Origin of the sequence: Streptomyces tibetensis, assembly GCF_007655005.1 — a bacterium.
Taxonomy (GTDB): domain Bacteria; phylum Actinomycetota; class Actinomycetes; order Streptomycetales; family Streptomycetaceae; genus Streptomyces; species Streptomyces tibetensis.
Map to the genome: position 1 here is coordinate 231064 of NZ_SZVW01000009.1, position 24777 is coordinate 255840.

19 protein-coding genes are annotated in these 24777 nt (G+C 72.5%); 8 read left to right on the forward strand and 11 right to left on the reverse strand.

Annotation, left to right across the window (positions count from 1 at the left end):
• Positions 1-14: 14 nt before the first annotated feature.
• From FDO69_RS17485 to pgfA, 6 genes are all read right to left on the reverse strand, one after another.
• Positions 15-761 carry a class I SAM-dependent methyltransferase gene (locus tag FDO69_RS17485; protein ID WP_104780744.1) on the reverse strand — a complete coding sequence of 249 codons (747 nt, stop codon included), beginning with the start codon at positions 759-761 and terminating at the stop codon, positions 15-17.
• Positions 758-2041: a condensation protein gene (locus FDO69_RS17490; protein WP_104780745.1), complete on the reverse strand. Its 1284-nt coding sequence runs from the start codon at positions 2039-2041 to the stop codon at positions 758-760. The genes FDO69_RS17485 and FDO69_RS17490 overlap by 4 nt, the downstream gene beginning before the upstream one ends.
• Entirely contained in the window at positions 2038-6213 is a 4176-nt protein-coding gene (locus tag FDO69_RS17495; protein ID WP_104780746.1) for a DUF3367 domain-containing protein, read from the reverse strand. The genes FDO69_RS17490 and FDO69_RS17495 overlap by 4 nt, the downstream gene beginning before the upstream one ends.
• Positions 6210-7019, reverse strand: a complete 810-nt coding sequence (locus tag FDO69_RS17500) for a class I SAM-dependent methyltransferase (RefSeq protein ID WP_420878513.1) — start codon at positions 7017-7019, stop codon at positions 6210-6212. The genes FDO69_RS17495 and FDO69_RS17500 overlap by 4 nt, the downstream gene beginning before the upstream one ends.
• Positions 7016-8164, reverse strand: coding sequence for a glycosyltransferase family 4 protein (locus FDO69_RS17505; protein WP_104780747.1), 1149 nt, complete (start codon positions 8162-8164; stop codon positions 7016-7018). The genes FDO69_RS17500 and FDO69_RS17505 overlap by 4 nt, the downstream gene beginning before the upstream one ends.
• A gap of 217 nt (positions 8165-8381) precedes the next feature.
• Positions 8382-9377, reverse strand: a complete 996-nt coding sequence (gene pgfA, locus FDO69_RS17510; RefSeq protein WP_104780748.1) for a cell envelope lipid trafficking protein PgfA — start codon at positions 9375-9377, stop codon at positions 8382-8384.
• A gap of 215 nt (positions 9378-9592) precedes the next feature.
• Here pgfA and FDO69_RS41225 point away from each other — a divergent pair, with 215 nt between their 5' ends.
• Together FDO69_RS41225 and FDO69_RS17515 are read left to right on the forward strand one after the other, a co-directional pair.
• The gene (locus FDO69_RS41225) at positions 9593-9745 is read left to right on the forward strand and encodes a hypothetical protein (protein ID WP_167526629.1); all 153 of its coding nucleotides are present in this window, start codon (positions 9593-9595) and stop codon (positions 9743-9745) included.
• Between the two features lie 2 nt (positions 9746-9747).
• Positions 9748-10989, forward strand: coding sequence for a PucR-like N-terminal domain-containing protein (locus tag FDO69_RS17515; protein WP_104780749.1), 1242 nt, complete (start codon positions 9748-9750; stop codon positions 10987-10989).
• 41 nt (positions 10990-11030) lie between these two features.
• Here the strand turns inward: FDO69_RS17515 and FDO69_RS17520 are convergent, their stop codons facing one another.
• On the reverse strand, positions 11031-13040 hold the full coding sequence (locus tag FDO69_RS17520; protein WP_170320898.1) for a TerD family protein: 2010 nt from the start codon (positions 13038-13040) through the stop codon (positions 11031-11033).
• 240 nt (positions 13041-13280) lie between these two features.
• Here FDO69_RS17520 and FDO69_RS17525 point away from each other — a divergent pair, with 240 nt between their 5' ends.
• Both FDO69_RS17525 and FDO69_RS17530 read left to right on the forward strand, forming a co-directional pair.
• Positions 13281-14054: an IclR family transcriptional regulator gene (locus tag FDO69_RS17525; protein WP_104780751.1), complete on the forward strand. Its 774-nt coding sequence runs from the start codon at positions 13281-13283 to the stop codon at positions 14052-14054.
• Positions 14051-14899 (forward strand): SMP-30/gluconolactonase/LRE family protein, encoded by an 849-nt coding sequence (locus FDO69_RS17530; RefSeq protein WP_104780752.1) that lies wholly within the window; start codon positions 14051-14053, stop codon positions 14897-14899. Before FDO69_RS17525 ends, FDO69_RS17530 begins: the two co-directional genes overlap by 4 nt.
• A 177-nt stretch (positions 14900-15076) precedes the next feature.
• Here FDO69_RS17530 and FDO69_RS17535 read toward each other — a convergent pair whose 3' ends face one another.
• From FDO69_RS17535 to FDO69_RS17545, 3 genes are all read right to left on the reverse strand, one after another.
• Entirely contained in the window at positions 15077-16483 is a 1407-nt protein-coding gene (locus FDO69_RS17535; RefSeq protein ID WP_104780753.1) for an FAD-dependent oxidoreductase, read from the reverse strand.
• A 253-nt stretch (positions 16484-16736) separates the two neighbouring features.
• Positions 16737-17966: a DUF6545 domain-containing protein gene (locus FDO69_RS17540; RefSeq protein ID WP_104780754.1), complete on the reverse strand. Its 1230-nt coding sequence runs from the start codon at positions 17964-17966 to the stop codon at positions 16737-16739.
• Positions 17963-18574: a toxin-antitoxin system, toxin component family protein gene (locus tag FDO69_RS17545; RefSeq protein ID WP_170320899.1), complete on the reverse strand. Its 612-nt coding sequence runs from the start codon at positions 18572-18574 to the stop codon at positions 17963-17965. The genes FDO69_RS17540 and FDO69_RS17545 overlap by 4 nt, the downstream gene beginning before the upstream one ends.
• A 249-nt stretch (positions 18575-18823) precedes the next feature.
• On the opposite strand from FDO69_RS17545, the gene FDO69_RS17550 reads away from it, so the two are divergent.
• From FDO69_RS17550 to arfA, 4 genes are all read left to right on the forward strand, one after another.
• A complete protein-coding gene (locus tag FDO69_RS17550) occupies positions 18824-20182 on the forward strand; it encodes an extracellular solute-binding protein (RefSeq protein WP_104780755.1) in 1359 nt (452 codons plus the stop codon).
• Positions 20179-21144: a carbohydrate ABC transporter permease gene (locus tag FDO69_RS17555; protein ID WP_104780756.1), complete on the forward strand. Its 966-nt coding sequence runs from the start codon at positions 20179-20181 to the stop codon at positions 21142-21144. Before FDO69_RS17550 ends, FDO69_RS17555 begins: the two co-directional genes overlap by 4 nt.
• Positions 21141-21974, forward strand: coding sequence for a carbohydrate ABC transporter permease (locus FDO69_RS17560; protein ID WP_104780757.1), 834 nt, complete (start codon positions 21141-21143; stop codon positions 21972-21974). Before FDO69_RS17555 ends, FDO69_RS17560 begins: the two co-directional genes overlap by 4 nt.
• Positions 21975-22082: 108 nt before the next feature.
• Positions 22083-23594 carry an arabinosylfuranosidase ArfA gene (arfA, locus tag FDO69_RS17565; protein ID WP_104780758.1) on the forward strand — a complete coding sequence of 504 codons (1512 nt, stop codon included), beginning with the start codon at positions 22083-22085 and terminating at the stop codon, positions 23592-23594.
• Between the two features lie 10 nt (positions 23595-23604).
• Here the strand turns inward: arfA and FDO69_RS17570 are convergent, their stop codons facing one another.
• Positions 23605-24720 carry a ligand-binding sensor domain-containing protein gene (locus tag FDO69_RS17570; protein ID WP_234387972.1) on the reverse strand — a complete coding sequence of 372 codons (1116 nt, stop codon included), beginning with the start codon at positions 24718-24720 and terminating at the stop codon, positions 23605-23607.
• Between the last annotated feature and the right edge of the window lie 57 nt (positions 24721-24777).

Here is a 24777-nt window from a genome sequence, read left to right on the forward strand (position 1 = left end):
CCCCACCACATGGGCTACGTCCTCCTGGCGTGCAGCAGCAGGATCGACGCGAGCTGCGGCCGGGCGCAGGCCAGCCGGTCCAGCGGCCGCAGCGGGCGCGGTACGCCGTGGAAGGGAGCTCCTTCGAGCCGTTCGACCGTGAATCCGGACGCGGCGACGAACTCCTGGAGCGCACGGGCGGTGTAGAGCCGCAGGTGCCCCACGACCTCCTTGCCCGGGCGGCCGTGGATGCCGCGCAGGCTCACTTCCGAGAACACCGGCTGCACACCGGCCAGCAGCAGGCCGCGGTTGTACCAGGCGGCCAGGTTCGGTGTGGACAGCATCAGATGCCCGCCGGGGCGCAGGATCCGCCGGATCTCGTCGAGGGCCGCGTCCGGGTCGACGAGGTGCTCGACGACCTCGCTGAACAGCACCGCGTCGGCCGATCCGGACGCGAACGGCAGTCCGCCGCCGGTGAGTTCGCCGCGCACCGCGTACGGGATGCGGGTGCGGGCGCGGCGCAGGGCGTCCTGGGACCAGTCGACGCCGATGACGCGGTGGCCGGGCAGGAGCGGGGCGGCGGTGGCGGCGGCGGTGCCGTCCCCGCAGCCGATGTCGAGGATCGTCTGCGGGCTCGCGGTCGCCGGGCGGTTCAGGGCCCGCGCGAGCATGCGGGCCTGGCGGAGGCTGCGCGGGGTGCCGGAGGCGACCGGCACGGCGGGGTTCTCGTAGAAGTCGCGCAGGTCGCGGGGTGGGGCGCCGGTGGTGGCCGGAGTGGTCACGGGGTCACCTCCGTGGTGTGCAGGTAGTGCTCGAAGAGGTCGCGGAGGTGGGCGCCGTCACCGCTGCTGAGCAGGGCCTTCGACCAGCGCAGGGCCAGATGGAGGCGGCCGGCCGTGGAGGCGGTGGTCACCGTCAGGCCGCGCGGCATCCGGGCCGGGGCGGAGAACCAGACCGCGTGCGCCCGGCCCGCCTCCTCGCCGAAGTCCAGCGGGTACGGGATCCGGCCGATGTTGCTGAGCAGGGTCGTCGACGTCCAGGGCGCGGCCGCCCGGCGCAGGGTGCGGGTGAGGGCCGCGCGGGCCCCGACGGGCGCCCAGGGCGCGGTCAGGAGGGCGGCCCCGTGTCCGAGCTGGGGCCGGGGGAGGGCTTTGAGGGCCCGGGTCCGCTCCGCGGTGCGGCGCAACAGGGCCGGCATGTCGGTGACGTCCAGTTCCCGCGGCGCGTACGGGACTTCCACCAGGCGGGTGCCGTTGCCGATGGGCATCGTGGTGTCACGGGGCCGGTCGTCCACCGGCATGGTGATGCGCAGGGGCCGGGTGGGGGTCCCCCCGCTCGAGCGAAGCCGAGAGTGGGGGCGGGCGCCGTGCTCCCGGTTCCAGTGGGCGATGGTCAGGGCCGTGGTCACCATGAGCTGGTCGTTGACGGTGTACGGGGAGCCCTTGGGGCGGTGCGGGAGAGGCAGTTCGGTGACGAGCAGGCCGTTGCCGGGGGAGGGCTCCGGCCTGCCGTGCGCCACCCGCGCGGGGGGCGACCAGCCGCCCGGGGTGTCCGGGACCTCCCGCCGGGGTTCGGCGGGGCGGGTCGGGGGCGCCGCCGGGGAGTTGTCCCGGCCCCCGTACAGCTCCGCGGCCGTGGCCAGGACACGGAGGCAGGCCGGGCCGTCCAGGGCGGTGTGGTTGATGGTGAGCAGCAGGACCGAGTCCACCACCTCCAGCCGGATCGGCGGGGACATCGACAACGGCGGGGCGTGGGTGAGGGCCCGGGTCCGGGCGTCCGCCAGGGCTCGCGGGCCCGGCGGGGCGAAGGTCACCACCTCCACATCGGGCTCCGGCGTCAGCTCCCACTCGTACTGCCGCCGGTACCAGGGCCCCCGCGCCTCCCGCATCAGGATCCGCGGATGCCGGTGCAGGGCTTCGAGGAACGCCTTGCGCAGACGCCCCTGGTCGAGGGGGCCCGGGAGGTGCACCTCGATGTGGACCGTCTCCGGTTCCGCCTCCTGGAGGCAGTGCCGGGACACCTCGTCCACCACTGGGAACGGGATGCGTACCGGTGCCGTCATACGGTCTTGCCCTCCCCGGGGTCCGTCCTCGGCAGTTCTCGCGTCGGCGCCTCCTCGGGCGACGGCCCTTCACGCAGGCTCACCAGGGACGCGAACAGGCCGATCAGCGCCAGCAGTTGGGCCAGATGCCCGAACGCCCCCTCGCCCGCACCCACCGGCTCCCCGGCCCCGAACGCGGCGACGATCCCGGCCCCGGCCAGGGCGGCGAAGGCGATCGGCACCAGCAGGGCGTGCCGCCGCGCGGCGAGCAGCGCCAGCGCCGGGACCAGCAGCGCGAACCAGCCCGCGATCACCACTGCGACCAGCGTCAGCGCCACCGTGCCGAGCCACAGCCCGGGCAGCGGCGGGACCGGCTGGGGCGTGTCCGGGTTGGGAGCGCGGCGGCGCCACAGCGCCAGGCCCAGCAGGACCGCGATGCCGACGCCGCTGCCGATCAGGGCGGCGTCGTACGTCGTGGCCGGCTCGTAGGACAGCGTGACCTCGCCGCCCGCCCCGGCCGGGACCCGCCAGCCCTGCTGCCAGCCGTCCAGCCGCACCGGGGTCAGCTCCTTGCCGTTCAGCGTGGCCCGCCAGCCGTCGTTGAAGTTCTCGTACGTCGTCAGGTACGAGGCCGCGCCCGAGCCGACCGTCACTGTGCGCCGGTCGCCCAGCCAGTCCCGGATCCGCAGGTCACGCCCGGCCGCTGCGGCCTCGGGGACCGTGCCGCGGGTCAGCGTCACGTCCGTGAGCGCGAGCGGGCCCGCGTCGCCGCCCTCCAGGCGGTGCTCACCGGCGTCCAGCCGCACCCCGGTGTCGTCCCGGCCCTCCTGGCAGAGCGTCACCTCCACGCCCCGCCGCTCGACCAGGTCCCGCACGGTCCCCTTCGCGCCCGTCCGGTACAGCTCGCCGTCCAGCGCCACCACCGGGCCCTTGCCGCAGGGCAGGGAGAACTTCCGGGTGCCGTCCGGCTGCGGGGTGCGGTACTGGTCGAGGGACGGGACGTACGCCTCGGTGAGGCCCACCGGGAGGCGCAGGTCCTCGTCGGCGACCGGGTTGTGCAGGGTCAGGGGGGCCGTCTCGGTGATCGTGATGTCGAGCCGGTCGGTGGTGATCGGCGGGAAGCGGACCCAGCCGTTCTTGTCGGCTCCGGCGATGGCCGCGCCGTCCGGGGAGCTGATGTGCACCTCGGACGCGCGGGCCGACAGACCGCCCGCGGGGGCGAGGACCAGTTCGCCGACCGGCTGCTTGCCCTCCCAGCGCAGGTGGATCGTCGGCCGGTCGCCCGCGATCCACGCCGTCGTCAGGTCGCCGTCGGTGAGGTTGCGTGCCGCGAGGCCCGCGCCGAGACTCGCCGTGGAGTCGGCGGTGGCGACGATCCGGGCCTGCTGCTCGGGCGCGACCTCGTAGAGCAGTTCGTCGAGTTCCGCGCCCGGCACGGGCACCGCGCTCGCCTTCACCTCGTACGTCCCGGCGGCCGGGGTGGTGAAGCGGCGGTGCAGGCCCGCCTCGGTGCCGGCCGGGGACAGGCCCGTGGGGTCGGAGGCGCGGTGCAGGGAGACGACGGTCGCGGCCGACGTGGCGTCCTGGGCGTCCGCCGGGAGCCGCAGCAGCCGTGTCACCTGCACGTCCGGCAGGTCGATCTCGGAGAAGCCCGCGCCGGTCAGCCCGGCCCTGCGCTCCACGGAGTCCACGATGGTCAGCTTCATCCACCGCGTCGTGCCCTCGGGCGCCTTGACCCGCTGGGTCGTGCCGTTCGGCTGGAGGAAGCTCGTCCGCTCGCCCTTCTCGGTCTCCACCCGGACCCTCGTCGCCGCCGCCCGCACGCTCTCCTGCGGCAGCGGAGTGACCTTGAAGGAGGCCGGCATGTCGTAGCGGCCGGTGAAGCCGATGCGCAGCCACTGCCCGTCCGGCGTGTCCGGCGCGCCCTCCGCCCACGCGGTGCGCGGGTTGCCGTCGAAGGCGTTCACCGGGTCGTACTGGGGCAGATGGAACAGCCAGTTGCCGTACGAGGACGCCGACACCGAGCGGGCGCCGCGCAGTTCGGCCACGGTCTGGTGACCGGTGCCCTCGGTGGGCAGGATCTGGCGCGGCTTGTCGCCCGGGTCCTGCAACGCGTCCGGCGCGTTGCGCTCGTCGCGCGTGTACGTGTACGACGTACCGGCGTTGACCAGCCCGAACCGGGTGTCCGCCCGCCGCAGCCCGTCACCGAGCACCTGCACGGCCGGGGTGCCGAGCCCCGGGTGGTTGTCGCCGGTCAGGACGGTCGCCCGCCCGCGCAGCCGTTCCGCCAGCGGCAGCAGCGCCTCCGGCCCGCCGGACACCACGGCCGTGTCGGCGACCGGGGCGAGCCCGGCCTGTCCCGGCCGGACCACGTCCTCACCCGTCGGCCGGTAGATCTCCACGGCCCGCTGCCGCGGATACAGCCCCTCGACCTGGAGCGGCGCGTCCTGCGCGATCCGGCCGCCGGTCATCACCGGCCCGAGCCCCGTCACCCGCTCGTACCCCGACTGTTCGAGGGTGCGCTTGACGGTCGCGGTCGGCACGTAACCGATCTGGTCGGGGTCGAGGTCGTTGCGTACGACGACGTAGTACAGCCCGGCCCGGCTCACGTAGTCGGCCAGACCCGGGACTTCGGCCCCGGACAGCAGCGCCTGCTCGACGGCGTCCATCGCGCGCCGGTTGCCGGGGGTGCCGAAGGGCACGTAGTCGCGCTGCGCCCACCGCGACTCGGCGAGCACGTCGAGCGGCTGGTCGACGGGGGAGCCCCAGGTGTAGAGGCCGTGCGCGGTCGCCGGGACGACCAGGGCACGCGAGTCGGGCGAGTACTTCTCCAGCCAGTCGGCCGTGGCCTGCCAGTACGTGGGGAGTTTCTGGAACGAACCCGGGTTGAGGATCGATCCGTTGAGGTACGGCCACAGCAGCCCGGGCAGGATCAGCACGGCCGCGACCAGCGGGGCGAAGCGCCGGCCGCGCACCTGCCGGGCCCCGCGCGGCTCGGCGGCCACCCCCACCAGATGGGCCAGTCCCAGTGCGAGTGCCAGCGCCACACCGGTCTGGAACTTGTAGATGTTCCGGAACGGCGACAGCCACCCGTCCAGCCAGCCCTGCACGACCCCGTGGAACGGCGCTCCGAACGCCCCGCCGTACCCGGCGAGCAGCACCAGCGCGGCCACCAGCACCGTCAGCACCAGCCACCGCCGCTCGGGCATGTCCCGCCGGGCGAGTCCGGCGAGCCCGAGTCCGGCCGCGAGGGCCGAGCAGAGGATCACGATCACGGAGGAGGCCACGGCCCAGCCGGCCGGCAGCCACGCCTCACCGAGGTGCAGATAGGCGACCCAGTTCCCGGCGCCGCGCAGCGCCTCGGTCGCCGACATGGTGTCCGTGGTCGTCCGCGCGGTCTCTATATAGGGGAGGAAGTTCTCGCCGTAGACCCCGAGCAGCAGCAGCGGCACCCACCACCAGGCGGTCACCACGAGCACGACCGGGGCCCACCAGGCGATCAGCTTGCGCTGCCGGGGGCCGGGCGGCCGGGACAGCAGGTACAGCCCGACCGGCAGCAGGGAGGCCAGCGTCGCCGACGCGTTCACCCCGCCCATGAACGGCACGAGCAGCGCCGACCGCAGGGCCGCGACCCGGGCGGCGTACCGCTCGTTCGTCAGCGGCAGCAGCACCCACGGCAGGAACGCCCCGGGCAGCGCCGCGGCCGAGGTCGACCCGATGACGGTGGTGAACACCGGCCACAGCGCATAGGCCACGGCCCCCAGGAGCCGGGACGCCCCGCTGCCCACCCGCAGCCGCTCCGCCAGCCGCAACGCACCCCAGAAGGCGACGGACACGATCAGCGACAGCCACAGCCGCTCCGCCAGCCACACCGGCAGCCGTACGAGGTCGCACAGCCAGTAGAACGGCAGCATCGGCCACAGATAGCCGACGTACTGGTCCTGGATCCCGCCGAACCCGGCCCGGTCGTGCCACAACTGGCCCAGATCGGCGAGGAACTGTCCCGGATCGACCGTGACCCCGAGCTTGGTGTCGAAGGTCTGCCGCCCCGGCTGTACCGCGAGGAACAACACGAACACCACGGCCCAGAAACCCAGCAGCCAGCGCCGCGACCGCGGGCCCTCGGGCGGGCCCGCGGTGGTCGCGGTGGTGGGGACGGCTGCCGGGGGAGGAGCCTGGACCGTGGTTGTCATGAAGGACACCGCCGCAGAATGAGGAGGAGGTTCCAGGTGGCGAACTCGCGGATGCCGGGCGCCTTGACGACGGCCTCCGCGAGGAACGGCCAGTAGCGGGAGCGCGCCGAGACGATGGTGACGTCGTCCCGGGCGCGCACCTGCCGCAGGGTGGAGCCGATGTGCACCGCGAACAGGTTCTCGCCGAGGGTGTGCTTCGCGGGCCTGCCCGTCCGCCGCACGTAGCGGGCCCGGGCCCGCTCGGCGCCGAACCAGTGCCACGGGGCCCACTCGTGCCCGCCCCACGGCGACAGCCAGTTGGTGAACGACACGTAGATCAGCCCGCCGGGCCGCGTCACCCGGGCCAGCTCACTGAGGAACGTCTCCGGATCGGCCACGTGCTCCAGCACGTTGGAGGAGAAGGTGACGTCCGCGACGCCGTCCCTCAGCGGCAGCAGGTACCCGTCGGCGACGACCGCCGCGGCAGGGGGTTTCCCGCCGAGCTCGGCCGGGTCGGGCTCGAAGAGGAACGCGTTCGCCCCGCGGCGCCGGAACTCCTCGGTGAAGTACCCGCTGCCGCCACCGACATCGAGGACGGTACGCCCGGCGACGGGACCGTCGTAGGCCTCGACCTGGTCGACGGCGTCGCGGGCCAGCAGGGAGTAGCAGGCCTCGGGGTCGTCCTGCTCGTGGCGGAACGCGCGGAACAGGGCGAGGGAGCGCCGGAACGACGGATCCTTCCAGCCGAGGCGCCGGGAGGTGCCTTCCCCCGGACGCGGGGCGGTGACGGGTGCGGCTCCGCCGCGCGGGGGCGGGAACGGTGTCACGGGGCCCAGCCCTTCACCGCCTCCGTGGCGACGGCCCTGAACTGCCGGACCGTCCGGTCCCACCGGAACTGCGCCGCCCGCTCCCGGGCCGCCTTGCCCATCAGCTCCCGCTGCCGCCCGGACAGGGTCAGCGCACACCAGGCCGCGGCGAACGAGGACTCACCGCGCGCGAGGACGCCGGTTTCGCCGTCCACCACGGAATCCTTGAGCCCCGGCACGTCGAAGGCCACACTCGGTGTCTCCCGGGCCGCGGCCTCCGTCACGACGAGACCCCACCCCTCCACCGCCGAGGGGTGCAGCAACAGCCAGGCCGCGCACAGCAGTCGGTGCTTCTCGGCCTCCGTCACATACCCGGTGAACTCCACACCCGGACCGGCGAGCCGCTCCAGACGTTCCCGCTCGGGCCCGTCACCGACGATCACCAGCCGGCCGCCGGTCACCGGCCGCACCCGCTCCCAGAGCCGCAGCAGCAGATCGACCCGCTTGTACTCGACCAGCCGCCCGATGGCGACGAACAACGGCTCGGCCGAGCGATCGGCCCTCGGGCCCGGCTCCTCGACCCCGTTGTGCACCACCCTGATCCGGTCTCGCTCGACGCCGATCGTGCGCAGCGCGTGGGCGGTCGAGGCGGACACGGCGACGAGCAGGTTCCGCTGCCGCGCCCCGGTCAGGGCCCAGTGTTCGAGTCTTCGGCCGACCCGTGCCGCCGGTGCCAGCGGTCCGCCGAAGCGCATCTTCCACAGATCCGTGTGGACGTGGTTGACCAGGGTCAGCGTGGGTCCCCGGTGCCACAGCGGCGCCAGGTACGGCATGCCGTTGCACACCTCCACCAGCAGATCGCAGTCGCCGACCCGGCGCGTGAAGGCCGATCTCGCGCGCAGGTAGTGCCCGTACGGGCCGCCCGCGGACACGACGCGATAGTCGCGGAGGGCCGCGGGCCCGCCGCACAGCAGGGTCACCTCATGGCCCAGGCGGGTCAGGCCGTCGGCGAGCCGGTCGACCAGCAGCTCGGAGCCGCCGGCGGACGGGTTGCCCAGATCACGATGGGCGAGGAAGACGATCCGGCGCGGAGGTGGGGGGAGCGCCGGGGGGTGCTGCGCGCTGGGGGATGCGGTGCGCAGCTTGGACGGTACGTGCTGGGGCATGGGTGCTCCAACTCGTCTCGGGGTGCGGAACTCAGCGTGGGGAAATCGTGGGGGGTCTGGTCGTCGCAGGGGGCGGCCTGTGGGGGGCCTGAGCTCTTCCTGGGAGGGGAGTGTGGACGGGGTGTGCTCGGGTGGGGTTGGACAGTTTTCGCCCGGACGTTCGCCACGGCTACTCACCGACGTGACAATTTCGGGCTTTGTTGGAGCTGACGTCACATCACATCGTGAGGGTGGGCTGGGGCGTATCGGAAGTTTGCGCCGGAACGGGGTTCTCCGGCTCCTTCCGCCCACGCGCCACGAGAACGCCACCCACCACGGCGAGCAGGAAGCCGGCCGCCGCGGCTCCGATCGGCAGCGTCGTGCCCACCAGCCGCAGTTGCCCGCTGTCCCGCTTCGCCTGCCGGACCGCTTCCTTCTGCGTCGCGGTGGTGAACGAGACCTTCCGGCTGTCCAGCAGTACCGCCGCGTCCTTCTTCCCGCCCGGCGCCCGCAGGGTCCGCCGCGGGCCGGTCTGCGCGTAGATCACACGGCCCGTCGCCTGGTCCACGACCAGCTCGAAGCCGTGGTTGGAGTACCACTCCTCGGCCAGCACCTGCGGCCGGTTCGGCTGGTCCACGAGGCTGCCCGGCACCATGCGCGTGCCGGTCCTCGTCGGCGGCACGGAGCCGGTGAACCTGTAGCCGGTGTAGCCCTGGATCTTCGCGGTGCCGCGGTAGCGCAGCACGACCGTGTCGCCGAGGGTGTTGTCCCACCACTGGTAGGAGCGTTTTTGCACGTCGAAGGGGAACTTCAGATACGCCTCGCCCTCGATGTACGGCTTCTCCCCACAGCAGTGCACCGGCCGCGTGGTCTTCCGGTCCATCACCCAACGGTGGGGGACGAAGTCCAGCGCGTCGTGCGGATCGGCGGCCGGCAGGGACTTGTCGGTGTCGACCGTGGTCGTCACGTCCCAGACGGCGGTGCCGCTGCGTTCGCTGTCCTCGACGTTGCCCCGCACCCGCTGGGTCACGGTGATCTTCCGGTCGGGCACCGTCTCGATCCGGTCGGTGTCGAAGACGCTGCCCCGGCCGGTGTAGACGGCGGTGGTGTCGATGTCGATCGGGTTCACCGCGGCACGCGGCTCCACGTACCAGGCGAGCAGCGGCGCCAGCACCAGCAGGAACGTGCCGAGACCCAGCAGGACCAGGGAAAAGGGAGAGGTTGTACGGCGCATCCGGGCACTCCAGTGGCTTGGGACGGCTCGACGTACGAGAGGGCCGGCACGGCGGCGGGATGCGCACGTGCGGCTGGGCCGGGAACCGTAGGCCGCTCTTGACGGGGTGTCAATGCTTGTCGAGACTGGGCGCGACAGGCAGGGACGGGGTGCCCGGGGTGGGGCAACCTCCGGACGATCTCCGGGCGAATCCGGACAGAGAGGCTGACCCTGCGATGTCCAGACTGCTCGCTGCCGCGCTGACCGTCGCGCTCGCCGCCGCCCTCGCCGTGGGCGCCGCGCTGGGCGTGGTCGCGCTGCTCCAAGCCACACCCGACCAGCCGAACACCCCCCTGATCACGTACGAGCGAGCCGGCCAGGGGAGTTGACGATGACGGCCGCCCGCACCGCCGCCGTCACGACGCGCTCGGCCTGGCACGACGTACCGCGCTTCCAGGTACGCCGGTTCGCCGCCATCGCCATGGCCGAGGCACCCGCACTCGCCGAGGAGATCCTCCGTGAGATCCAGCGCGAGTACCCGCACCTGCCCGTCGTCCTCGACGACTCCGGCGAGCCGATGGCCCTGGTCGGCATCCGCCGCGCCATCGAGGTGTTCGTGCAGCACCTGGAGCACTCGGAGGGACGCCCGACCGTCCCGCCCGGCGTCTTCCAGGACTTCGGCCGTGGCGAGGGCAGAGACGGCCGCTCCCTCGACTCTCTCCAGGCCATCTACCGCATGGGCGTACGGCTGGCCTGGCGCCGCTTCGCCGACATCGGCCAGCGCGTGGAGATCCCGCCCCCGGCGATGTACGAACTCGTCGACGCGGGCTACGAGTACCTGGACGGCCTGGTCGACCAGTCCGTACGCGGCTACGCCGAGGCCGCGGCCCGCCAGGCCGGCGAACGCCTGCGCCTGCAACGCCGCCTGATGGAGCTGTTGCTCGCCGAGCACCACCGCGGCGACCCCTCCGAGGCCCTGACCGAACGCGCCGCCCGCATCGGCTGGCCCTTACCGGCCAAGGTCGCGGTGGGCGTGCTGCTCCGCCCGGCCCGCGAGGCGATGGCCCCCGCGGTCGGCCAGGGCGTCCTGCTCGACATGGAGTACGAGCAGCCGCGCATGGTCGTGCCCGAGCCGGACGCGGCGGGCCGCCCCGAGCTCATGCACCGGGCCCTGGCCGGCTGGTCCGGCGCGATCGGCCCACCGGTCCCGCTCAAGGAAGCGGCGAAGTCGCTGCGCTGGGCGGAGGCGGCGGTCCGACTGATGGAACGGGACCTGCTGCCCTCCGGAGAGGTCCTCTACTGCACCGAACACACCGAGGCCCTGGTCCTCCTCCAGCCCGAGGAGCTCATCGACGACCTGGCACTCAGGTGCCTGGCCCCCCTGACCCACTGCGGCCCCACGCACGGCCGCCGCCTCGCCGAAACCCTCCTGGCCTGGCTGGAGACCCGAGGCGGCGCCCCGGAGGTCGCCACCCGCCTGGGCGTCCACCCCCAGACGGTCCGCTACCGCCTGCGCCAGATCCGCGAGCTGTGGGGCGACGAGATAGACGACCCGGACCGCCGCTTCGAACTGGAACTGGTGCTGCGGGCACAGCGGTTGAGGGGGGAGCTGGGGGCGAAGCGGCGGCGGTGAGCCGACCGGCTCACCCGGGGACGACCACCGCCGCCCCGGCGTCACACCGTGGCCCGCTCCGTCCCCGCGGGGCGCCCGGAAGCCGGGGCGTCCAGGTGCGCCACCACGGAGGTGTAGAAGCGGTGCACGGCGTCGTCGACGCTGCGGATGAAGCCGGACTCGGCGCTGCCGCGGCCGCTCCCCATGCCCTTGAAGAGAGACAGGCGGAATCCGGTGATGCGGGTCGAGCCGTCCTTCGGGAGCAGGTCCGCGGGTTCGGGACGCAGCCGCTCCAGCGTGCCCCGCGGGCCGCCCGTCTCGCCCTCCACCAGGGTCTCCACGTGCAGGTCCGCCGGTGCCTCGGCGAGGCGGCGGACCAGACGCTTGGCCCAGGTCAGGGGGTAGCCCTGCTCGGGTGCCGGGATCTCCACCGACGTGCGCAGCTTGGCGGTCCGCAGATCGGCGCTGATGGTGAGCAGGCCGGGCGCCCCCTCGACACGCAGTTCCGCCTGGAGCCGGCCTTCCCCGCACAGCTGGTCGGCGAGGCGGGCGCGGCGGGCCCCGGGATCGGTCCCCCGCCGGGTGCGCTGGGCGGGAAGCACCTTCTGCCCGAGCTCGCCCCCGAGCCGCAGACACACCTGCCGGACGAGCCGCTCCCAGCTCTCCACGACCTCCAGGGCGCGCGGGTCGCCGTGGCAGAGGGTCTCGTCGTTGATCCCGTTGCGTACCGGGACCCAGGCCGCGCCCATGTTCTGGAAGCCGTGACAGCCGGAGTTGTCGTGCTGGAGGTAGTGCAGCAGATCCTGCAGCAACCAGGTGCGCGCCGCGTTGCCGACGCCCTCGTGCCGGATGAGCATCTGGGCCTGGTGGGCCACTTCGGCCCACGACAGGTGCCAGAGCGCCACCTGGTGCTTGCGGCGCCGGTCGACCTTCACGTCGACCAGCGGGCTGCCCTCCAGTGCGACATCGTTCGACAGGGTGATCACGGCCTCGTAGCCACGCCGGGCCGCGATGTCCATGTAGGCCTGCACCTGGTCGGACTTGAGGGGGTTGCCGTTGGTCTTGGTCTCGACGAGTGCCGTCCACAGCTTGCCGGCGCGCTCGACGCGGATCACCCCGTCCGGGCGCCGGGGCGTGTCGCCGTGCGGCAGGGAGACTTCGGTGAACGTCTCCATCCGCCCGGACGGAGCGCCGAAGGGAGCGGTGATGCGTCTGCCGAACCGGGGCACCTGGGCCATCACCGACAGCAGCACCGACGTGGCCCGCGTCTCCCGGTCCCGGTCGTTCTTCAGCGCTGACACCGGAAAGAGGCGAGCCTGCCTCCAGGACTCGTTCTCCGCGAGGCTCCTGGCGGGCGGCCTGGGTGGTGTGACCTTCTTTTTGGCGGTCCGGGGCCGGGCTGTCCGCTTCTTCGGCCCGGCCATCTCCTCGGCCGGTGGGCGCGGTGCCGGAACGGCCTCCAGTGTCGCCGGTGGCGGAGCGTCGGCGGTGCCGGCGGCCATCTCCTCGGCCACCTCCGTCGCGGGCTCGGTCTCGTCGTCCTCGATGTCGACGCCGAAGTCGGTCGCCAGCCCCGCCAGCCCGCTCTCGTAGCCCTGACCGACGGCCCGGAACTTCCACTCCGTGCCCCTCCGGTACAGCTCACCGAAGATGATCGCGCTCACCTGGCCGGCGTCCTCGATGACGAACCGGAGGAGGCTCTCACCGCCCGCGTCGGCCAGCGTCACCTTCAGGTCGTCCAGTTCGCCGAAGCGCGCCCCCTCGTAGCGGCTCGCGGCGACGACGATCCGCTCCACCTCGGCCGGAACCGCGGTGAGGTCGAAGCTGATCCGGTCCTCGCTGCCGTCCCCGGTCGGCTCTTTGCCGAGCAACTGCACGCTGCCGTCGGCGGCCACCGGGTTGTTGTAGAAGTAGAAGTCGGCGTCGCTGCGTACCTTGCCGTCGCCGTTCAGCAGCAGGACGGACACGTCGGCATCGCCCTCGCCGGTCGGGCTGGACCAGCCCAGACTCACGATCGCGGAGCCTACGTTCTCGCTCAGGGCCGCTAAGGACACGTTCGAGCCCATGGTCATGTCACGCACAGAAATCCCCCCACCTCTGCGACACCTGTGACGTGCCGCACACACGGCACTTTAATGTGCACACCACGTGCACGTGGGGTGCTCGTGGGTTTCCGCTCGCCGGGCCTGCGCCCATTGCCCGGGCAAACCTCTATGGCTAGCCTGTGTTCGTCATGCCGATCGCCTGTTGATATCTCGAACATCGGGATCCGGAACACAGGCGCCTGAGACATATAAGGGAGGGGGCCGGTCGTGGGACGCCTCGTACCAGCCGTGACCCGGGCTCTCGACATTCTCGAGCTCTTTCTCGACGGGGACGGTACGCTCTCCGCCCCCGACATCGTGCGCCGGCTCCAGCTGCCGCGCACCACCGTGCACGAGCTGGTCACCACGCTCGCCGCCCGGAAGTACATCGTTCCGGTGCCCGGCCAGCCCGGACGCTACCGGCTCGGCGTGCGCCCGTACCAGCTCGGTGCCCGCTACTCCGAGCAGCTCGACCTCGCGGCCGAGGGGCAGCAGGTCGCCCGGTCCGTCGCCGAGACCTGCGACGAGACCGTGCACGTGGCGATCCTCGAGGACACGGACGTCATCTACATCGCCAAGGTCGACTCCACGCACGCCGTGCGGATGGTGTCGGCGGCCGGGCGCAGGCTGCCCGCCCACTGCACCTCCGTCGGCAAGATGCTGCTGGCCTCCCTCCCGGAGCCGGAGCTCACCGCGCGCATCCCCGACAGCGCCCAGCTGGTCGCGATGACCCCCAACAGCATCACCGACCCGGCCGCCCTGCGCGAGGCCCTGGCCGAGATCCGTGAGCGCGGCCTGGCCGTGGAGAACCGCGAGTCCAACCCGGACGTGTCCTGCGTGGCCGCGCCGGTCCGCGACCGCACCGGGCAGGTCGTCGCCGCCCTGTCGATCTCCGTGCCCATGATCCGCTGGAGCGAGGAGCGCCGGGCCGAGCTGGAGCAGCTCGCCGTCAAGGGCGCCGCCGAGCTGTCCGAGCACCTCGGTCACCGGAGCGTGGCATGACGACGCCGTACGAGGTCGCGGTGCGCGCCGAGGCCGAACTCGGCGAGGGACCGACCTGGGACGCGGCGACCGGCCGGCTGCTGTGGATCGACATCCTGGGCTCCCGCCTGCACACCTACGACCCGGCCACCGGGCGCCGCACCCTGCGCCGCACGGAACAGCACATCGGCGCCGTCAAGCCGCGCGCCGGCGGCGGACTGGTGCTGAACCTGCGCGACGGGGTCGGCCTCCTCGACCCCGACGGTGCCTTCCGCTGGCTCCACCACGAGCCGGTCCCGGGCCGCCGTGCCAACGACGCCGCCGTCGCACCCGACGGCGCGCTGTGGGCGGGCACGATGCGCTACGACGAGGCGCCGGGAGGCGGCACGCTGTCCCGCCTCACCGGGGACGGCACGGCCGAGGTCGTGCTCGACGACGTGGCCGTCAGCAACGGCACGGGGTGGAGCCCCGACGGACGCCTCATGTACTACGTCGACTCCCCGACCAGGTGCCTCGACGTCTTCGACCACGCGGACGGGCGGATCACCGGGCGCCGGACCCTCGCCGAGATCGAGGAGAGCGCGGGCTTCCCGGACGGGCTGACCGTGGACGCCGAGGGGTGCGTGTGGGTCGCCCTGTGGCAGGGCTCGGCGGTGCGGCGGTACACGCCCGACGGTGAGCTGGACCGGGTGATCGAGCTGCCGGTGCCGCTGGTGACGGCCTGTGCGTTCGGCGGGGACGGGCTGAGCGACCTGTACGTGACGACGGCCCGGGTGGGGCTGACCGACCCGCCCGCACTGGCGGGATCCCTGTTCGTGGTGCCGGGAGCGGGCAAGGGACTGCCCCAGCCCGCGTTCGCCGGCTGACGAGGAGAGGCACAGGAGCGAGTGGCGGACGCGTCCCGGGACGGCCTCGCCCCCGGGACGCCCGCACGCGAGGACGCCGACGGGGCGCGCGGGTACCGGACCGGACCGCCGTCGAGGGCGTCGGGCGGCCCGTCGTGCTCGCCGCCCGCTCCTACGGCGGTGGGGGCGCCACCGCCCTCACCCTCCCGTCCGGTCCAGCCGGCGCAGCACCGTCCGCTCCTCCTCCGTCAGCGGCGCCCCCACCGCCGCCGGCAACGGCGGTCCGCTCAGCGTCGCCAGGACCGTCGAGGGCCGGAGCAGCCGCGTCGGCCCCGTCGTCATGCTCATCACGTCCCAGAGCGCCGACGCCGCCGTGTACGAACCGGTCGCCGTGCGGATCATGCGACGGGTGTAGGCGGTGACCAGACGGTCGGCGAGGCCGGGCGAGCCCCCACGCGTCCCGGGGTACCAGACGTCCTGGCTCACCGCCATCGTCCACGCGGACTCCACCGGCCTCGCCGCCCGCCGCTGCACGCGCCGGGCGAGCCCGGGCTCGCCGAGGCCGGAGGAGGACCGCCGCAGCTCCCGGGCCAGCTCCCGGGCGCCCAGCGCGGCCACCGACATGCCCTGCCCGTAGGCGGGGTTGAACGTGGCCAGGGCGTCACCGAGGACGACGAGGCGGTCGGGCCAGGAGCGGACCTTCTCCAGGTACCGGCGGTGATTGCTGGTGCTGCGGCTGACATGGACGTCGGTGAGCGGTTCCGCGCCGGATATCAGCCGGCCCACGACGGGGTCGGGCAGGTCCAGGGTGTACCGGAGGAACGCGTCCGGGTCGGACGGCGGTTCGCCGCCGCCCCGCGTGCCGGCCAGGCTGACCATCCAGCGGTCGCCCTCGATCGGCAGCACCATGCCGCTGCGGCCGGGCCGCCCCTGGTACGGATCGGCCTGCACCATGGTCAGCGGGAAACGCCCGGCCCCCTCGGGAGTGCGGTAGAGACGGGTGGCGTTCACCAGGCCGGCGTCCACCGTCTTCTCGCGCACCTCGTCGACGCCCAGCCCCGCCAGCCAGGTCACGATCCGCGAACCACGTCCGCTCGCGTCCACCACGAGGTCGGCGGCGAGTTCCTCCTCCCCGGCGTCGGTCGAGAGGCGCACCCCGGTCACACACTGCCGCGACCCGGTGAGCTCCAGCACCCGCGCCTTGCGGATCACCACCCCGGTGCTGTCCAGCACGGCGCCCCGCACCGCCCAGTCGAGCAGGGCCCGGGTGCAGGTCAGCATGTGCGGTCCGGGGTGACGCCAGCGCCGGAGCCAGCCCTCGGGCGTGAGGGCGACCATGCCCGAGCCGAGCGGAATCTCGTGCGCACCGGCGGCGAGCAGGTGCTTGCGCATGCTCACCCCCGGCACCAATTCCTCCATGGGGGCCAGACCGCCGGCCATGAGGAGATGCGCGTGACGTCCCTGCGGCAGGCCCTTGCGGTGCTCCGGCCCCGCGGGCAGATCGTCGCGGTCGAGCACGACCACCTCGTCCGCGACGGCGGACAGGGCCGCCGCGGCCAGCATGCCGGCCAGACCCGCACCGATGACGACAGCTCTACGCGACATGCGACTCCTCGCACTCAGCCATGAAGGCTCCTTTGCCCTGCGGGCATTCCCCGACGCCCGGCCACAGCCGTGCGGCGCGCAACACCCGTGCGCCGACAGCGGTTTCGAGCCATGCGGGCCTCGTCCCGGACGGCTCTCACCGTACCTTCACGTTCCGTGTCCGCGGCCTTCCGTGCGGGTCTCGTCCGCGCACCGGGTCCGGCGAGGCACCGGCCGCGACCCTCGAGAGCGCCCGAAGCGGCCCGGGCCGTCGTCAGCCGGTGAGCGACCGGCCGTCCGTGTGGTCACGCGCCAGGGCGCGGATCGCCCGGAGGTCCTCCGTGCGGCGCAGGGCCCGGGACACGGCGCCGATCTCGCGCAGCAGGTCCGTGGTGTCACGGGCACCGGTGCCGTCGTCCTCCCGTGCCCGGCTCCTGGCGTCGGCCGCGTCGAGGATCGCCGCGGTGGCGGCCAGTGCCTTCGCCCGGTCGGGCGGGTGGCCGAGGGCGAGGGCGGCGTCGTGGAACCGTTCGCGCCGGTCCTCGTCGATGTGCCGGGCGAGCGGCAGCAGTACGTCGCGGATGAAGGTCTCCCGGCGGACCAGGCGCAGCTCCGGCGTCGCGCGCAGCAGGAACGGGACCCCTTCGCCGTTGACCGTTCTCATCAGCAGGTACAGCGGGCGCAGTTCGTGGTGCGCGAGCCGGACGTGCCAGCGGCCGTGCAGGTACTGCCCGGCGTGCGGGAGGATGAAGCCGACCGCGATGAGCACGGCGGACAGGCAGGCGAGCGGCGGGGCGACGGCGGTGCTCAGCCAGTCCACGTCCCGCCCGGCCCAACGGGCCGCCACGGCGCTGATCTTGGCCGCGTCGAAGAGCAACTGCGCCGCGTAGCCCACGCCCAGGAACTTCAGCCCCCAGCGCAGCAGCGAGTCGAGGCCGTCCGTGCGGACCCAGTTCCAGATCAGCCCGTTGGTGACCAGCGCGGCCACGGTGTGCGCGAGCAGGTACAGCACGATCACCTCGCGCATGTACGGGGTGTTCGCGTAGTACGTGTCGAGATCCCGCAGCCGCTCCACCGGCACGTCCGCGAGAGCGAACAGCACCCACATCGCGACGATCACACCCGAGTAGACCGCCACGACCCCGCGCATCGCGCGCCGGGTGCGGTCCGAACGGTCGGACAGGCCGTTGCGCCAGGAGATGATCAGCAGCAGGCAGAAGGCGCAGAACGCGGTGAGCAGCGAGTAGACCCAGGGGCCGGAGAAGTTCGCCACCCCGGTGAGCCGGTTGACCCGGGCGATCGTCGACGGCGCGACGAAGACGAACACCGCGCAGGCGAGCAGCAGCAGCCCGCCGACCGCGCGCAGCATCGGGTCCTTCCAGAGCCGGATGATGCTCGGCAGCTTGATGGCCAGGGCGGCGGCCAGGACCCCCGCGGGGATCCACCAGAAGTTCGGATAGAACTGGTTGACGAACTCCGCCGGGGTCAGCGCCACCGTCGTCACGGTGCCGCACCTCCTCGCGGCCCCCGGTAGTACAGCGACCGCTGCACCGGTTCGAGGGGTACGTCCGGGTCGCGCCCACCCGGCAGCAGCGCCCGGCACCCCGCCGCCAGCCGGTGTCCGAAGGCATCGGCCTCGGCCTCGTCCCGCTCCCGGGAGCCGTTGCGGGCGGCCACCGCCAGCGCGACGTCCTCCCACCCCGGCCGGTCGGCGAACGCGTGGGCCGCCGCCGCACCTACCCCGTGGTGATGCCCGTGCCCCGCGTGCAGATGCCACAGCTCGTGCCCGAGGATGACCAGCTGCTGCACGGCCTCGGCCCGCTCCTCCACGATGACGAGGTCGAAGTCCTGGAACTCCACCCACAGGCCGGTCACTTCTATCTCGTCGGGAAACCGCTCGAACCGCAGCTCCACGGGCCGTCCGCCGCGCCGCGCGCTCATCTCCTCGCACAGCGCCCGGCACAGCGACCGTACGTCGGTGGGGCGTTGGGGTCTCCTGCGGACCGCGGTGGCGAGCTCGGCGGCCAGGCCGCGCATGGCTGAGCCACTGCGTGAGCGCCTGAGCGCGGCGGTGACTCGGGCGGCCCTGACCCGCGCGCCCGCGATGTCCATCGCTCCCCCTTCTCGGCGCCGGCCGAGGCCCGCCGGCGCATCCGAGACTACGCGCCCGAAAGTGTGCGCGTCATGCGATCCGACGTCCGATGTTCCATGGGGAACGACCGTTCCTGTCCGGAAAAGTCCCGACCGACGTCGGGCCGGACCATTGACGTGCAAGCGCTTCGAATTTACGGTCCCGTTCGAAGTGACGAGCGCAATCCGAAATATCGAACGCACCTCCGTCATCGATCGCAAGGGCAGGGCATGGGACGACCTGACCTGAATCGCAGGCAGCTTCTCGGCGGGCTCGGCGGACTCATCGTCGCCGGCAGCCTCGGCTTCGCCGCGGTCGGCACCGGAGCCGACGCACTCGCCGCCGGCACGCACCCGCGCGTGCGCTACTGGAACCTCTTCAGCGGCGGCGACGGCTCCAACATGATCGCGATGCTGGACGCCTTCCGTAAGGCCAACCCGGACATCGCCGTCAAGGACTCCACCCTCCAGTGGGGCAACCCCTTCTACACCAAGCTCGCCATGGCCGCCGCGGGCAACCGCGCCCCCGACCTCGGCGTCATGCACCTGGGCCGCGTCACCGGCTTCTCACCCGGCCGCCTCCTCGACCCCTGGGACGTCGGCCTGCTGGCCAAGTACGGCGTCCGCCAGGAGGACTTCAACCCCGCCCTGTGGAAGCGCGCCGTCGTCGACGGCAAGCTCTACGCCCTCCCGCTCGACATCCACGTCCAGCTCTGCTTCTACCGCAAGGACGTGCTGAAGAAGGCCGGGCTGCTGGGCACCGACGGCCGGATCGTGCCGGTCACCTCCGCCGACGAGTGGTTCGGCGTCCTCAAGGAGGCCAAGCGGGCCACGAAGAAGGGGCTCCAGACCATCGGCCTGTGGGCCAACGACCAGAACTTCCAGTGGTGGTTCTTCGTCGCCTTCTACACCCAGCTCGGCGGCACCTGGTTCAACGCCGCGAACACCGAGGTCACCTTCGACACCGACAAGGCCGTCCAGGTCCTCACGTTCCTGCGCCGGCACCTCACCGACGGCTACGCCGACCCGGGCTTCGCGGGCCCCGCCGGCGCCGAACAGTTCATCAACGGCTCCCCCTTCGTCTGGGAGGGCAACTGGTCGGTCCCGGTCTACTCCGGCGCGAAGCTCGACTACGGCGCGACCCCGCTGCCGCCCGTCTTCGGCAAGCAGGCCACGCACGCCGAGTCGCACGCCTTCGTCCTGCCGCACCAGTCCGACCGCGGCGGCGCCACCAACGAGGCCGCCCACGAACTCGCCGCCTACGTCGTCACCCACGCCCGGCAGTGGGCGGCCGGCGGCCACATCCCCGCGTACACGCCCACGCTGTCCACAGCGGCGTACAAGGAGCTGGACCCGCAGAGCGAATACGTCTCCGCCATGAACCACCAGGCCACCGAGCCGAAGGTGTGGTTCGCGGGCTCCACCGGCATCCTCGCCCAGCGCGTCGGCCCGATCGTCGCCGCCTCGACGATGGGCTCCACCCGGCCCGAGAACGCCGCCCGCCGGATGAAGGGCGCACTCACCCAGTTGCTGGCCATGAAGAACCCCATGGACGGCATGACCGCCGCGGAAGGAGGCGCGGCCGCATGACGACCAGCCCCCGGACCGGCCCCGCTGTCGCCCGGACCCTCGCCGCACCCGCACCCGCACGCGCGAAGACCGCCGCCGCGAGCGCCACCCTGCGCCGCGGTCAGGGCTTCCAGCACGGCGGCTGGTTCGTGGCCCCGTTCCTGCTCCTCTTCGCCCTGTTCGTGATCTGGCCGCTCCTGAGAGGCGTCTACCTCAGTTTCACGGACGCCAACATCACGGGCGAGGGCGCGAGCTTCGTCGGCCTCGACAACTACCGCGAGGCCCTTCGAGACCCCCTGGTGTGGGACTCCCTCGGCCACAGCGCGTACTTCACGCTCCTGGTCGTGCCGTGCATCACCGTCCTCGCCTTCCTCCTCGCGATGCTGGCCCACCACATCGAACGCGGCAAGTGGCTGTGGCGGCTGTGCTTCTTCGCCCCGTTCCTGCTGCCGTCGACCGTCGCGGGCAACCTGTGGCAGTGGCTGTTCAACCCCGGCACCGGCATGGTCAACCACGTCTTCGGCCTCGACACGCCCTGGCTGACCGACAAGTCGTACGCGATGCTCGCTCTCGTCATCACCACCCTGTGGTGGACGGTCGGCTTCAGCTTCCTGCTGTACCTCGCCGCGCTCCAGGGCATCCCGGGCCACCTCTACGAGGCCGCCCGGCTGGACGGGGCGAACGCCTGGCACCGCATGGTCCACATCACCCTTCCGATGCTCCGCAACATCACCGGCCTCGTCATCGCCCTGCAGATCCTCGCCTCGCTCCAGGTCTTCGACCAGGCCGTGGTGATGATGGACTTCGGCCCCGGCCCCGAGGAGTCGACCCGCACCTTCGTGCAGTTCACCCTCGAAGAGGGCTTCACCAGCTACCGCGTGGGCTACGCCTCCGCGATCTCCGTCATCTTCTTCGTGATCATCGCGGCCGTCGCCTTCGCCCGGATGTGGCTGCTGCGCAACCGTGAGGAGAGCGCCCGATGACCACCAAGGCGTGGACGCCCAGCCAGATCCTGCTCACCCTCCTCGGCACGGCCGTGTCGGTCGTTTTCCTCGCCCCCTTCGCCTGGGGCCTGTTCACCTCGCTCAAGTCCGAGACCGAGGCGGTGGAGGTCCCGGCGCACTGGCTCCCGAAGGACTGGACGGGCCAGGCCTGGAAGGCCCTGTTCGAGTCCGGCAACATCACCAACTGGTTCGTGAACTCCCTGGTCGTCTCGGTCTGCGTGACGTCCGTGGTGCTCCTCGTCAGCGCCCTCGCCGGCTACGGCTTCGCCCGCACCGAGTTCCGCGGCAAGAACGTCCTGATGGGCCTGGTCATGGCAGGCCTGATGATCTCGCCCGCCGTCCTCGGCGTGCCGCTGTTCACCACGGTCCAGCAGATGGGGATGGTCGACACCTACTGGGGCATGATCCTGCCGCAGTGCGCGCCCGCCGCGATGGTGTACATCCTCTACAAGTTCTTCCAGGGCATCCCGCGGGAGCTGGAGGAGGCCGCGTTCATCGACGGCGCGGGCCGCTGGCGGGTCTTCTTCACCATCGTCCTCCCGCTCTCCCGCCCGTCCCTCGCCGCCGTCGGCATCTTCACCTTCATCGCCTCGTGGAACAACTTCCTCTGGCCGTACATGGTGACCAACAACCCCGATTTGATGACCATGCCGAACGGCATCGCGACCGTCATGAACTCCTACGGCATCCAATGGGCCCAACTCATGGCCGGCGGCCTGATGGCGGGCCTGCCCCTGATCATCGTCTTCGTGTTCTTCCAGAGACAGATCGTGGCGGGCGTGGCCCACACAGGCCTGGCAGGGCAATAGCGCCCTTCTGTCAGGGGCGCGAGGCTGTGCCCGATGTGCGACTCCGCCGCGTGGGCGCGACAAACCCCCACAAACCCGCAGACGAAACTGAACCTCGAAAGGCAAGCAATGCACACCGCCCGCTTCACCCTCGACCCGGCATTCACCGTCGGCGAGGTCAACCCCCGCCTCTTCGGCAGCTTCGTGGAACACCTCGGCCGCTGCGTCTACACCGGCATCTTCGAACCGGACCACCCCACCGCCGACGAGGACGGCATCCGCACCGACGTCCTGGACCTCGTCCGCGAACTCGGCGTCACCGCCGTCCGCTACCCCGGCGGCAACTTCGTCTCCGGATACAAGTGGGAGGACTCCGTCGGCCCCGTCGAGGACCGCCCCCGCCGCCTCGACCTCGCCTGGCGCTCCACCGAGACCAACCGCTTCGGCCTCTCCGAGTACATCGCCTTCCTGAAGAAGGTCGGCCCCCAGGCGGAGCCCATGATGGCCCTCAACCTCGGCACCCGTGGCGTCGCCGAGGCCATCGAACTCCAGGAGTACGCCAACCACCCCGCCGGCACGGCCCTGTCCGACCTCCGTGCCGCGCACGGCGACAAGGACCCCTTCGGCATCAAGCTGTGGTGCCTGGGCAACGAGATGGACGGCCCCTGGCAGACCGGCCACAAGACCGCCCAGGAGTACGGCAGGGTCGCCGCCGAGACCGCCCGCGCGATGCGCCAGATCGACCCGGGCGTCGAACTCGTGGCGTGCGGCTCCTCCAGCCAGTCCATGCCGACCTTCGCCGCCTGGGAGGCGACGGTCCTGGAGGAGACGTACGACCTCGTCGACCACATCTCCCTGCACGCCTACTACCAGCCCGAGGACGGTGACGTCGACTCCTTCCTGGCCTCCGCCGTCGACATGGAGTCCTTCATCGAGAACGTGGTCGCCACCGCCGACCACATCGGCGCGAAGCTGAAGTCGAAGAAGAAGATCAACCTCTCCTTCGACGAGTGGAACGTCTGGTACATCTCGCAGTGGCACGAGATCGAGAACTCCGGCGCGCGGGACTGGGCCGAGGCCCCGCGCCTGTTGGAGGACAACTACAGCGTCATGGACGCGGTCGTCTTCGGCTCGCTCCTCATCGCCCTGCTCCGGCACGCCGACCGCGTCACGGTCGCCTGCCTCGCCCAGCTCGTCAACGTCATCGCGCCGATCATGACCGAGCCCGGCGGCCCGGCCTGGCGGCAGACGACGTTCTTCCCGTTCGCCCAGGCGTCGAAGCACGGCCGCGGCCAGGTCCTGGACGTCCGCGTGGACTCGCCGACGTACGAGACGAAGAAGTACGGCGAGACCGACCTCCTGCACGCCACCGCCGTCCGGGCCGAGGACGGCACCGTCACCGTCTTCGCCGTCAACCGCAGCCGCACCGACGCCCTGCCCCTCGAAGTCGCCCTGAGCGGCCTCGACCTGACACGGGTCGTCGAGCACAGCGCCCTCGCGGACGCCGACCCCGACGCCCGCAACACCCTCGACGACCCCGAGCGGGTCGCTCCCCACCCGGTCGACGGCACGGCCCTGAGGGACGGCACGCTCGGCGCCGTCCTGGAGCCGCTGTCCTGGAACGTCATCCGGCTGGCCTGACAGCCGCCGGTCAGCGCTCGATGCGCAGCAGGGCGGCCGAGGACGCCGACGTCGAGGTCGTCCCGACCGCCCAGTAGCCGTCCGAACCCGGCACCCGGGCCAGGGCGTTCATGACGACGGGGGTCGAAGCCACCGGCCCCCGCTCGCTCACCCAGGCCGTGCCGTCCCAGCGCAGGTAGTGGGCCCGGGTCTGGTCCCAGAAGTCCCAGCCGGCGATCCGGTCGGGACGGCCCCGCGCGTCGGCGACGACGCCGTTGAGCATGCCGACGCCGAACGGTTCGGTGACGCCCTGCCAGGTGCTGCCGTCACCGTGCAGGAGCAGCACGCCCGGGGGCTTGCCGACCGGGCCGCCCACCCCGTAGTCGTAGCCGACCAGCCACAGGTCGTCGTCGGCGACCGGCAGCAGCCCCGTGATGCTCGCGCGGATGCCCTGGTAGGCGGGCAGCTCGGTCCAGGCGGAGCCGTTCCAGCGGGCGACGATGCCGACGCCGTACAGCCAGACGTCGCCGCGCGGGGTGAGCTGGACCCCCGAGGGAGTGACCGTGGGCGCGCTCGACGGTGCGGGGAGCCAGGTCCAGGCGCCGCCGTCGTGGTGCAGGAGCAGCCGGCCGTCCGAGGTGCGCCCGGAGAACCAGGCTCCGCCGCCCGGGTCGACCGCGACGCCGGTGAGGGACGTGCCGGATTCGCCCCGGCCGGGGAAGTCGGTCTCCCGCCAGGTTCCGCCGTCCCAGGCGAGCAGGTGCGTGCGGCCGGCCGTGTCGGTGCCGATCGCCCACGCCGAGCGGGCGCAGGTCCCGGCGACCGAGTGCAGGTAGCCGCGGAAACCCAGGTGGGTGAGGCCGGTCCGCGCCCATGCCGTGCCGTCCCACACCAGAGCCAGTGGCGAGCCGAGGGTGCCTCCGCTTCGGCCCTCCTCACCCACGGCCCACGCCAGGCCGCGCCCGGCAGCGGCGACGTCCCGCAACTGGGCGGCCGGTGCGCCGTCCGGTGCCGGCACGGCCTGCCACGCACGGGCCTCCCCGGTCGCCCGGGCGGCCGCCGCCGCGACCGGCCCGCCACTCGCCGGGACGAGTCCCAGACCCGCCCCGACACCGGCCAATCCGCTGATGAACCGCCGTCTGCGCACCAGGTTCCCCTCCCTGTCGGCAGCGCTGAAGGGTCAACACGGTGAACCAGCGGGCCG